10 protein-coding genes are annotated in these 9,777 nt (G+C 47.3%); 4 read left to right on the forward strand and 6 right to left on the reverse strand.

Annotation, left to right across the window (positions count from 1 at the left end; genetic code table 11):
- Positions 1–64: 64 nt before the first annotated feature.
- The 4 genes from HY879_21050 to HY879_21065 form a co-directional block, all read right to left on the reverse strand.
- The gene (locus HY879_21050) at positions 65–1,138 is read right to left on the reverse strand and encodes a branched-chain amino acid ABC transporter permease (protein MBI5605829.1); all 1,074 of its coding nucleotides are present in this window, start codon (positions 1,136–1,138) and stop codon (positions 65–67) included.
- A 5-nt stretch (positions 1,139–1,143) separates the two neighbouring features.
- Complete coding sequence (locus HY879_21055) at positions 1,144–2,022, reverse strand: branched-chain amino acid ABC transporter permease (protein ID MBI5605830.1); 879 nt, start codon at positions 2,020–2,022, stop codon at positions 1,144–1,146.
- Positions 2,023–2,527: 505 nt separating this feature from the next.
- Positions 2,528–3,682: a nitronate monooxygenase gene (locus HY879_21060; protein MBI5605831.1), complete on the reverse strand. Its 1,155-nt coding sequence runs from the start codon at positions 3,680–3,682 to the stop codon at positions 2,528–2,530.
- A 602-nt stretch (positions 3,683–4,284) separates the two neighbouring features.
- The gene (locus HY879_21065; GenBank protein MBI5605832.1) at positions 4,285–5,448 is read right to left on the reverse strand and encodes a Fic family protein; all 1,164 of its coding nucleotides are present in this window, start codon (positions 5,446–5,448) and stop codon (positions 4,285–4,287) included.
- Between the two features lie 284 nt (positions 5,449–5,732).
- Between HY879_21065 and HY879_21070 the strand changes: the two genes are divergently transcribed.
- From HY879_21070 to HY879_21085, 4 genes are all read left to right on the forward strand, one after another.
- Positions 5,733–5,990: a hypothetical protein gene (locus tag HY879_21070; protein ID MBI5605833.1), complete on the forward strand. Its 258-nt coding sequence runs from the start codon at positions 5,733–5,735 to the stop codon at positions 5,988–5,990.
- Positions 5,983–6,399 carry a PIN domain-containing protein gene (locus HY879_21075; protein ID MBI5605834.1) on the forward strand — a complete coding sequence of 139 codons (417 nt, stop codon included), beginning with the start codon at positions 5,983–5,985 and terminating at the stop codon, positions 6,397–6,399. The genes HY879_21070 and HY879_21075 overlap by 8 nt, the downstream gene beginning before the upstream one ends.
- Before the next feature lie 584 nt (positions 6,400–6,983).
- Positions 6,984–7,268: a hypothetical protein gene (locus tag HY879_21080; protein MBI5605835.1), complete on the forward strand. Its 285-nt coding sequence runs from the start codon at positions 6,984–6,986 to the stop codon at positions 7,266–7,268.
- Positions 7,258–7,572: a helix-turn-helix transcriptional regulator gene (locus HY879_21085; protein ID MBI5605836.1), complete on the forward strand. Its 315-nt coding sequence runs from the start codon at positions 7,258–7,260 to the stop codon at positions 7,570–7,572. The genes HY879_21080 and HY879_21085 overlap by 11 nt, the downstream gene beginning before the upstream one ends.
- A 116-nt stretch (positions 7,573–7,688) precedes the next feature.
- On the opposite strand, the gene HY879_21090 is transcribed toward HY879_21085, so the two are convergent.
- Both HY879_21090 and HY879_21095 read right to left on the reverse strand, forming a co-directional pair.
- Positions 7,689–8,369, reverse strand: coding sequence for a hypothetical protein (locus HY879_21090; GenBank protein MBI5605837.1), 681 nt, complete (start codon positions 8,367–8,369; stop codon positions 7,689–7,691).
- Positions 8,366–8,719, reverse strand: coding sequence for a hypothetical protein (locus HY879_21095; protein ID MBI5605838.1), 354 nt, complete (start codon positions 8,717–8,719; stop codon positions 8,366–8,368). The genes HY879_21090 and HY879_21095 overlap by 4 nt, the downstream gene beginning before the upstream one ends.
- Positions 8,720–9,777 lie beyond the last annotated feature (1,058 nt).

Consider the following 9,777-nt stretch of genomic DNA (forward strand, 5'->3'; position numbering starts at 1 on the left):
CCCCGTTTAAGGCCCGGAGCCCGCCGAAAGAGATGGAAACGTTTTCAGCCTTAAAAAATGCCATCTAATGCCTTTCTGCCTTCTGATATTTCTTTTCTCTTTTAAAGGAATCCTTCTTGTAGAGGGGAAACATTTCAAAATAAAATTTGGTCTTTAACCACCGGCCATAAATCCCCAGGGGTTCGAAGAGCATGACCAGAACGATCAATAGTCCGAAGAGGGCCGGTTCCAGACCGGTCTGTTTCTGAAGATAGACCGGTAAATAATCTTTGGTCATGATGATCAACTGGGGAAGAAAGATAAAAAAGGCCGCTCCGAAAACCGCCCCATGAAGACTGCCCAGCCCGCCGATGATGACCATGGCCAACAGCTCCACCGAGAGAAAGATGGTGTAGCTTTCCGGGTTGATAAAGAGTACTTTATGGGCGTACAAACACCCGGCAATTCCGGTGAAGAAGGCACTGATGGCAAAGGCCATGGTTTTGAACCTGGCCAGGTTGATCCCGATGGCCTCGGAGGCCACCTCACTGTCGCGGATGGCAATCATGGCCCGGCCCAGGGGTGCCCGCAGAATATTTCTGGCCGCCAGGAGCGTGAGGATCAAAACGACGAAGGCTAAATAATAAAACCGTATTTCCGTATCAAAGACCAGGGGGCCGATGTTGGGGGGCTTTAAATAATAGCCCATGTTTCCCTTGGTCAGGCTTTCCCAGCGGACCAGCCCCTCATCCACGATAAAGGCAAAACCCATGGTGGCAATAGCCAAGTAAAGACCGGTCAGGTGAAGTATCGGGCGGCCGATGAAAACCCCGACCATACCGGCGAAAATCCCGGCCATTGGCAGGGCCGCTAAAAAGGGAACGCCGTGGGCGGTGAGAATGGCCGAGGTATAGGAGCCGATGGCGAAAAAGGCGGCGTGCCCCATGGAGACTTGCCCGGTATAACCGGTTAACAGCATTAAGCCAACGGCGGCCACCGCGTACATACAGATAAAGGTCATCTGGGAAATCAGATAGTCATCCAGCAACGACGGCAGGGCAAAGCAACCGACGACCAGGGCCAGGTACCAGAAAAAGGTGCTGCGGTATTTAAAGAGACGGATATCCTGATAATACTTGGTCTTCATTAAAAAGCGCATGGGGGTTACACCTTTTTCTTCTCTTGAATGCCGAACAACCCCTGGGGCCTGATCATCAAAACCCCGATCAGGATGATCCAGGCGGCGACATCCTTCCACCCTTTGGGCAGATAAAAGCCGGCCAGACTTTCCGTGATGCCGATAATGAGCCCGCCGACGATGGCCCCGGGCAGGCTGCGGAACCCGCCCAGGACTGCAGCCGGAAAGGCCTTGAGTCCGATAAATCCCATGTTCATGTGAACAAAGGTGATCGGCGCCAACAGTATGCCTCCGATGCCGCCCAAAACCGCGGCGATCGTCCAGGTGAGAGAAAAAACCCTGGTCACGCTGATGCCCATGTAAACGGCGGCCAATTGATTTTGAGAGGTGGCCCGCATGGCCGTGCCGACCCGGGTATAGCGAAAAAAGGAAAAAAGGATCACGATCAGGATGGCGGCGATCATAATGACCGACAACTGCTCCCAGGAAAGGACCAATTGGCCCGTTCGGACATATTGCTCGGTAAAGGGGGTTTGAAAGCCATAGGTGTCGGTCCCCCAGCCGGGAATCATGCTGACCGCACTTCTCAGGAAAAAAGATATCCCGATGGTCACGATGACAATGGCGTAAACCGGTTCTCCGACCAGAGAGCGTAAAACCGTCCTTTCGAGTACCAACCCGAAAAGACCCATGAGGATAATGGTCACCAATAAGGCCGCCCAGTAGGGAAAATTAAGGAAAGTGATCAGGGTGTAGCACAGGAAGGCCCCGAGCATCAACAGTTCGCCCTGGGCAAAATTGATGACTTCCGTGGCCTTGAAGATTAAAACAAATCCCAGGGCCACCAGTCCATAGACGCAGCCGATCGATATGCCGGATAAAATGGTTTGGATGAATTCATTGATCAGACCCATGGTGCCTTTTTCCGTCATTCCGGCGAAAAGCCGGAATCCAGGTTCGATGGTTTGGTCCCCGGCTTCCGCCCTCTGGGGTGGAGGCCCCTTCGGGACGGAATCCGGAATGACGACTGAGAGACTTTTTACAATGCCAGCAACATCTGTAACTTGAAAAAAATTAAAGCCCCGTCAACAAACTGAAGACACTGAAACGACACGATCTGTTATTGAAATGCCTTAAATCCAGAGAAACATAAATGGATGGATCGATCCCCGTTTGGATCAACCCGAGAGGGAATTTTGAACGAACTTTTTGCGAGCGAGAAAGCCTCGTCTTTTTTGAAAGATGTGGAGCTCCCAACCAAAGCCTTTTATTTACCCTTGGGATTTTGACTGAGAAAAGATTATGCGACCGACCTTTAACTTGCAACGGTCTTTTGTTTTAGATATCTCAAACAGACCGGGGAAGTCAAGGATTTTTCTCCGTTAAAGAAATTGCCAGGGATTCCCGGTCTCAGCCGGCCACAACGCTGGCCGGCAGCCTCCGGGTCAGTACGTCCACAGCTTCCTCCACCAGGTCCGCCAGGATTTGGGCCGCCGGTTTGATTTCTTTGATGAGCCCGGAAACCTGGCCCGAGAAAGGCCCCATGAATTCCTTTTTTCGGGCCTTGTTAAACATGTCCGCCAAAGCCGAAGCAAAGATCACCTGGGTCGGGAAAGGCAGCGGGTCCAGTCCGGAAGCCTCCCAAAGGTCGTGGAACCGGTTGTAAATGGCCCGGGAGGTCTTGCCGGTGTAGAGGTACGTCCGCCGGGTATCTTCATCGGTGGCTTCGAGTATGGTCTCTTTCTGGACGTCCAAGGCCCCGCCTTCCTTCGAGGCCAGAAACCGGGTGCCCACCCAGACGCCCACGCAGCCGACGGCCAGGGCCGCGGCTATGCCCCGGCCGTCTCCGACACCGCCGGCGGCCAGGACCGGTGTGGGCGCGGCCGCATCGACGGACTGGGGCCATAAGGCCATGGAGCCGATCCGTCCGGTGTGACCGCCGCCCTCGTATCCCTGGGCCACCACTAGGTCGACGCCGGACTGGGCGATCCTCCGGACGTTTTTGGTATTTCCGGCAATGCCCAGGACCTTCATGCCGGCGGCATGGGCCTCCGGAACCATAAAACCGGGATTCCCCAGACCGGAACAGAAGAGGGGAACGCCTTCCTCGATGCAGACCTTAACGGAGGCATGGGGTCGGTAGACGGTGGAGTCGATCCTGGCCAGGGCTTCGATCTCCGGGAGCTTCAGGTCCTCCTTGACCTTCATGATCCAGTCATAATGGGCTTTGGGCAGGGACTTGATCAACTCGGCCAGGGGGATCTCCTGGGGCCCCTTCTGGACCTGATCGCCGGCCTCGACGATTTGGCTGGGAAGCAGTAAATCCACGCCAAAGGGCTTATCCGTCAATTTCTTAATGGCCCGGATCTCGTTGCGCATTTCCTCCACCGTGAAACCGGAGGCGCCCAGCACACCCAGCCCGCCGGCTTCGGAAACGGCCACGACCAGTTCTTTCGGGGTCCCCGTTTTTTCGCCCACCAGGCTAGGTCCCATACCGGCACAGAGAATCGGATATTCAATACCCAAAATGTCACAGAGTTTCGTCCTCAAAATCCTTTTGCCCATTTCAGTCCTCCTTATGGTTGGTTGCGCTTTACCCCGTTTTTAAATTAGGACGCCGATTTTCGCCGATTCCCGGAGATCCCTATTCTTTTTGGATTTTGGATTTCGGATTTTGGAATGGGTTTAAATCCGCAATCCGCATTCTGCAATCCGCATTCAGAGTAATCTGCATGATCGGCTCTCTGCCGATCCGAGTCGATCTGCGTCCAAAAAAGAAATTCCTCTAATATCGAGTTATGGCCTTTATTCTTTTCAATCCTTCTCCGTTGCCATTGACTGACCAATCAATCATATCGGTTTTTTGAAAATAGGAGCAAAATCTAAAAATGTCAATTAAAAATTTCGTCCAATCAGTTCTGGCCTGTAGGACTCGTCGGCCAGGAATATCGGGGCCGAGGGTAAAGGAGATCACAGGCATTATCGGGAAAAGAATCCCCCAATACTTTCAAAGACATTGAGACCCTAACAGAAGACTTTTATAAGGACTTAGAAGATTCGGAGATTCGCGCCTCGCGCCTCATGCATTTTGCCTTTCTTCTTCTCACTACTCCGAACTCTTCACTCCGAACTTAATTACCCCCTTTGAGCTTCAGCTTGTGGGGAATTTACGAAATAAATTTCCTTGCTGGTAAAAAGGCCAAAATGATTTCCCGCTTGGCCCGAATCCCTTCTTTCGTTCGTTCCATGAGTCCCATACTGATCAATTTATTGACATCTCGAACCATGGTCTTTCTGGTTTTTTTAGCATAAGCTGTGGCCATGCGGATACTGATTTCAGGTATCTTAGATAGGCGTATGGGGTCTTCCGTTGATAATGACAGATCTAAGGCTAAACGCCTTTGGCGGATCGCGGTCTCGGACTTTTGATCCCTGAACATTTCATGAACATAATTGCGCCAGACTATATCCCATTGTTGACGACGTATAATATCTAACTGTTCTCTTAGTTGATCGACAAAACCATTCGTGGCGTATTTTACGAAATCCGAGATATTTCCTTTCATTTTTGTGGTTTTATCCAGTTGTCGAAAGTATTCGGTGCGGGTTTGATTATAAAAATTGCTTAATAAATGGGCGGCGGGTGTTGGAACGCCGGCTTCTAATAAAATTTGGAATTCGATTAATCTGGCCGTTCGGCCATTTCCATCCCCGAAGGGATGAATCCAGACAAAATAGATGTGGGCGATAACGGCTTTTAAAATACCGAAGACTATTCGGTTGTTTTCCGGAATTTGAAACTCATTTAGCCATAAACATAGTTTGTGAAGAAGGAATTCACAGTCCTCCGCCGGTGCTGCACGGTATCCGCCGACACCAACAGAATAGTTTCGCACCTCACCAGGAACAATTGATTCTTCTAAAGACAAGCCATTTAAGACGAGTTTGTTATAATTTTTTATTTTATCGACGGTAGTTTCCGCTTTGTTATGAATTAGGATGTCAGTCGTAATCTTGTCACAAGCCGTGATGATATTGTCGATTTCTTTGGCTAAATATTCTTTTGAAGGAGGCAGTTTTAATTTACCCTCAAGATGTTTAATGACTTCAGCTTCTGTCAGGGTGTTACCTTCTATAGCCGTGGTGGCTAAAACACCTTTAGCTAAATACACCATATGGAGTTGTTCGGCCACCTTAGGCCTGAGAGGGACGCCCGAAATATGTTCACATTTTGATTGAGCCTCCCCTAAGGATATCCAGGTTGTAAATTCAATTAATCTTAGGTCAAGTTGAAAAGTCAACCAAGAATGTGTCTTTTCGTATGTCCTCATTGATGTCCCTAAATAAATATGAAATAATTAAATAATTACTTATAGATATAACAATTATTAATTAAATATATCTTATAATATGTCCATATAGATATGATGTCAAGAAATAATTATTCGACCAGGTGGTGACTTCACGCCGAACGCTGAGCACTAAAACGGCTTCCCCTTTTACCTCTGGCCTTTCTACAATGCCTATGCCCCATGCCCGATACTTGTTTCTTTTATTGTTGAAAATTGCATTGCAATGCATTATATTACAAACCAATAAGATTTGGGGGGAAATCATGCAATCACAGATAACCGTCAGGCTCGACGAAGTATTTCATGAACAGATCACCAGCGTCGCTAAAAGACTCCGGCGTAAGCGTTCCGATATCGTCCGGTTGGCTCTTGAAAAATTTATTTCTGAAATCGATGGACTGGATGAATCAAAGCCCTATGACCAAGTAAAAGGTCTGATCGGCTCCGTATCGAGCGGAATTCCCAATCTTGGGGAGGCCCATAGAGAATATCTTGTAAATAAGTTCAAGAAACATGCGTAGCCTGCTTCTCGATACCGGTGCTTTTGTGGCTCTACTTGACAAAAGCGAAAACAACCACCAAAAGTGTGCTGATTTTTTTAAATCTTTCAGGGGCAAAATATTAACCTCAGAACCGGTTCTAACCGAAACCATTTACCTTCTCGGTCCATCCGTAAAAGGGCAAAAGGCGGCCATCGAATTCATTCTGAAAGGCGGGGCAATTCTTGTCCCCCAATCGACAGATAGTCTTTCAAGGTCCTCTGCCCTGATGGAGAAATATCGAGATGTTCCAATGGATTTTGCAGATGCGACCCTGGTCTGCCTTTCTGAAGAGACCGGTATCAGCGAAGTTTTTACTCTCGATATTCGCGGTTTTTCTGCCTACCGTTTCCAGGGAAAAAAGGTTTTTAAAATCCTTCCAGACTTTTGAGATTTGAAGATTAAACAAAATACCTTATTTTTTTAGTTTGGTCTCCGAACTTCGAACTCATTCCTCAGAACTGAAAGTTTCCCATTCTCCGAACCCCCACCGGGGGGAGGCCCTCTGGGCCGAACGCTGAACCCTGAACGCTTTTTTATCTTTTGAGCCTTCTTCCTTGATCTTTTGGGTTCTAAGATTTGGCCTTAACATTGAACTTTGAACATTATTTCTCCTACAGCCCTTACCCCCCATTCCCGAACTCTAAACTTTATTCCCCCTGAACTTTAAACTTTAAATCCTACCTCGCCGAACTCCGAACTCTTCACTCCGAACCATCCCTCCCCCCACCCTTTGAGATTTCAGCTTTGAGCTTTGAGCTTCTTTTCCCCCTTCCCCAAACCCCGAGAGTCCTTTCCTTAACTTATTTTAATTTTTAATCTTTTTGTATTTTTGACCTATCTCCGAACTCCGAACTTTTGTTTCCCTTTCCCCTATGCCTTTTATCCTTCGACTTGGGCTAATTTTTGTCCCCACTAAAAAAGTCTTGATTTTTTCATTGAAACGTACACCAAATAAGGGTACAATGGTTTTAAATGGCCATTAAAAAAGTCATAATTTCCGGGTCAGCCAAAAAAGATTTAAGAAAAGTGCCGATGTTTATTGTAAGAAAGCTGTTGACTTGGGTTGACGCTGTTGAAATAGAAGGACTTGAAGAGGTGCGAAAATGTGGGGGATACCATGATGAGCCTTTATTTGGAAAACGTCGAGGGCAGCATTCAATCCGGTTGAGCAAAAGCTACCGGGCCATATATACTATTCGTAATCAATACCGGGAAGCATTTATAAATATAGAAGAGGTCTCAAAACATGATTACTAAAAAGAAAAGCGAAGCCAAAGCCTTTCTGGAGGATATTTCCGGCGGCCCTTTGACATTTGGGGAAATGATCTGGTCCATTCGACAGGCCGATGAGATATCACAGACGGACATGGCCCGAAGGATGAAAATATCAAGAGCGATGCTTTGCGATATTGAAAAAGGGAGAAGGCCGGTTTCTGTTGAACGGGCGAAAAGATTTGCTGAGGAATTGGGATATTCCGTTACACAATTTGTTGCCGTGGCCGTTGAAGAGCAGTTGCGAAAATCAGGTTTCAACGCCAAGATTCATTTGGAGGCTGCATAGGTAACTACTTTTAATAATGGATAATAATTGACCAAAATTTGTTATTTTTGCTTCCGAACCCCCGAATAACATTTCTTTTGGCAAGAACCTGGGTTGGTTTATAACGATATTTTCCACTACATGTTTTTAAAAAATAGTCTTTGTAGTGGAAAACCGATTGCGTCGCAGGACCGGGCGAGGACCTGCCTGGTCTCCTTGCCGAACCGCTGGATTTCCATAATTCGAAGAAGTCGTTCCTCTTCAAGTACCGGTATAAGCACTGCACATTGCTCAAAATCCTTCCCACGCTTCTCGGCGGTCAGCCGTCTGGAAGCGATAATCAGCTTATGGATGAAGTAGGCTTCGGGGATCGGAATGCGGAGGGAGAAGCCATCGATTTCTAAGGTCTCGGAGAAACCAGTCAGAATGTTGATGAAGGGAAGTGGTAGAGCATTGATATTCCATTCCCGGACGGTCAGGGCGCCGAACTCTCTTCCACCTGGACGATGTACTATAAATTCAACCTCGTAGCCGGCAGCGGTAAATTTCTGCACCCCTTCGCCAGCTATGAAATCGACGAAACCAAGATCGGTGATCAGCCGTTCGAGGTCAGCACGGATCTGTTTTTGCGGGTGAACGAAATGGACGGCGAAGTCGATATCGAACGTGCGCAACAGATAGCGGACGCCATACAATTCTTGATAGATCAGCATGACCCAACTGCCGATGAGTAAGGAGCGGTCGAAGAACCCGACCTCGCTCAGGGTTCGGAGAAGACCACCGATCGGAGGCGGAAAGTCGATGCGCAAGATCTTCATTTCTTAGGCTCTCCCCGCCGGCGCGGCATCAGGAGGAGTTGCTCCAGATATGCAATACGTTTTTTATACGCCTGTATTTCCTTCCGGTACTTGTCGCGGTCGTCGAGCTTTCGCTTCAGATTTGAGAACTCCGCTGCTGAGATATGGCGGTTGACCACCCGGCCATCTTCGCGGACGACAAGATAGTGGTAGGCATACACTTTACCTTTGTACACTTTTTTTCGGACATTGAGCGACCCCTTCGGATAGTTCGCGATCTTCTCCGAGAGGGCAGCCAGAATATCGCGGCAACGCCGGTATTCCTCTTCGAGCAAGCCGCGAACAGCGTTATCTTTTTCCGCTACTTTCATGTATGAATTATAACAATGTAGTGGAAAAATGTAAAGCTGATTTTGGCCAGCAAAACCCTCACCCCTCGGTCGCCTCCCCTGACCTAGTTCATTGCCTCAGCGCTCCTCAAGTCTATCGGAATCCTGGGTTCTATTCTAATCACTTTTAATCATTGAACTTTTATTTTTGAATTTGATCCTGTCCCATGCCTCATGCCCCCCGTCTTTTACTCCAAACTCCGAACTCCCGACCCCGAACTTATTTGTCATAAATTTTTTTTTGTAAGTATTAACCTATAAGTTTTATCTTACATGCTATTATCTCTCCACTTCTCACTCCAAACTTTCTTTTCCTGACCCTTTGAGCTTTCAGCTTTGAGCTACGAGTTTATTTTTTTTCCTATAAAATCTCTTGACATCCCCCTTTTCTCCATTATATACATTCTATTACGCTTTGAGCCATCAGCTTGAAACTCTTTTACCTTTGCGCTTTGAGCTTATTTTCGGACTTTCAGTTTTTTTGTCTGACAGGATTAACAGGATTTGCAAGTTTTTTGCTCATGCTCCAGGGGCCTCTGAGCAATTTCAATCCGCCTTCGGCAAAAAGTAAAACTTCCGTCCGAAGGACGATTTGGGTTGTGCCTTTCTTCCCCATGCTTGTCTGCATATAAGCAAGCAGACAAGCATGGGGAAGAAAGGCACAAGAATCCAGGTAATCCGGTAAATCCTGTCCAATAAAAGTATTCGCTGAACGACGGACGCTTTTTCTTCAAATTTCTTTAAGCTTTTGGCCATCTGCCTTGAATTTTCTGTTCTGGGATTTGGGCCTTAAACCTTGAACTTTGAACATAGAACCTTGAACATCTTTTCCCGTATTACTTTGAGCTTTCAGCCTTGACTTTTGAGCTTCCCATATTTGCGAAGTTAACATTTCCTTGCTTTTTTAAGTAGGTTACCCGGCCAAATGACCGGTTGCAGTGATAGCTGAGCAGATAATTTTTTTCTCAAACGACTAAATATTCAGTCTTCTTTATTGTAACAAATTTATTTTATTTAATAAATAGGAAATAAAATTCAAG

It is taken from the genome of Deltaproteobacteria bacterium (genome assembly GCA_016219225.1).
Classification (GTDB): Bacteria; Desulfobacterota; RBG-13-43-22; order RBG-13-43-22; family RBG-13-43-22; genus RBG-13-43-22.

Bases quoted from the DNA above. Each gene is read 5' to 3' on its own strand.
- HY879_21050 (MBI5605829.1), bottom strand. From the start codon at position 1,138: ATGCGCTTTTTAATGAAGACCAAGTATTATCAGGATATCCGTCTCTTT.
- HY879_21060 (MBI5605831.1), bottom strand. From the start codon at position 3,682: ATGGGCAAAAGGATTTTGAGGACGAAACTCTGTGACATTTTGGGTATT.
- HY879_21065 (MBI5605832.1), bottom strand. From the start codon at position 5,448: ATGAGGACATACGAAAAGACACATTCTTGGTTGACTTTTCAACTTGAC.
- HY879_21070 (MBI5605833.1), top strand. From the start codon at position 5,733: ATGCAATCACAGATAACCGTCAGGCTCGACGAAGTATTTCATGAACAG.
- HY879_21075 (MBI5605834.1), top strand. From the start codon at position 5,983: ATGCGTAGCCTGCTTCTCGATACCGGTGCTTTTGTGGCTCTACTTGAC.
- HY879_21080 (MBI5605835.1), top strand. From the start codon at position 6,984: ATGGCCATTAAAAAAGTCATAATTTCCGGGTCAGCCAAAAAAGATTTA.
- HY879_21085 (MBI5605836.1), top strand. From the start codon at position 7,258: ATGATTACTAAAAAGAAAAGCGAAGCCAAAGCCTTTCTGGAGGATATT.
- HY879_21090 (MBI5605837.1), bottom strand. From the start codon at position 8,369: ATGAAGATCTTGCGCATCGACTTTCCGCCTCCGATCGGTGGTCTTCTC.
- HY879_21095 (MBI5605838.1), bottom strand. From the start codon at position 8,719: ATGAAAGTAGCGGAAAAAGATAACGCTGTTCGCGGCTTGCTCGAAGAG.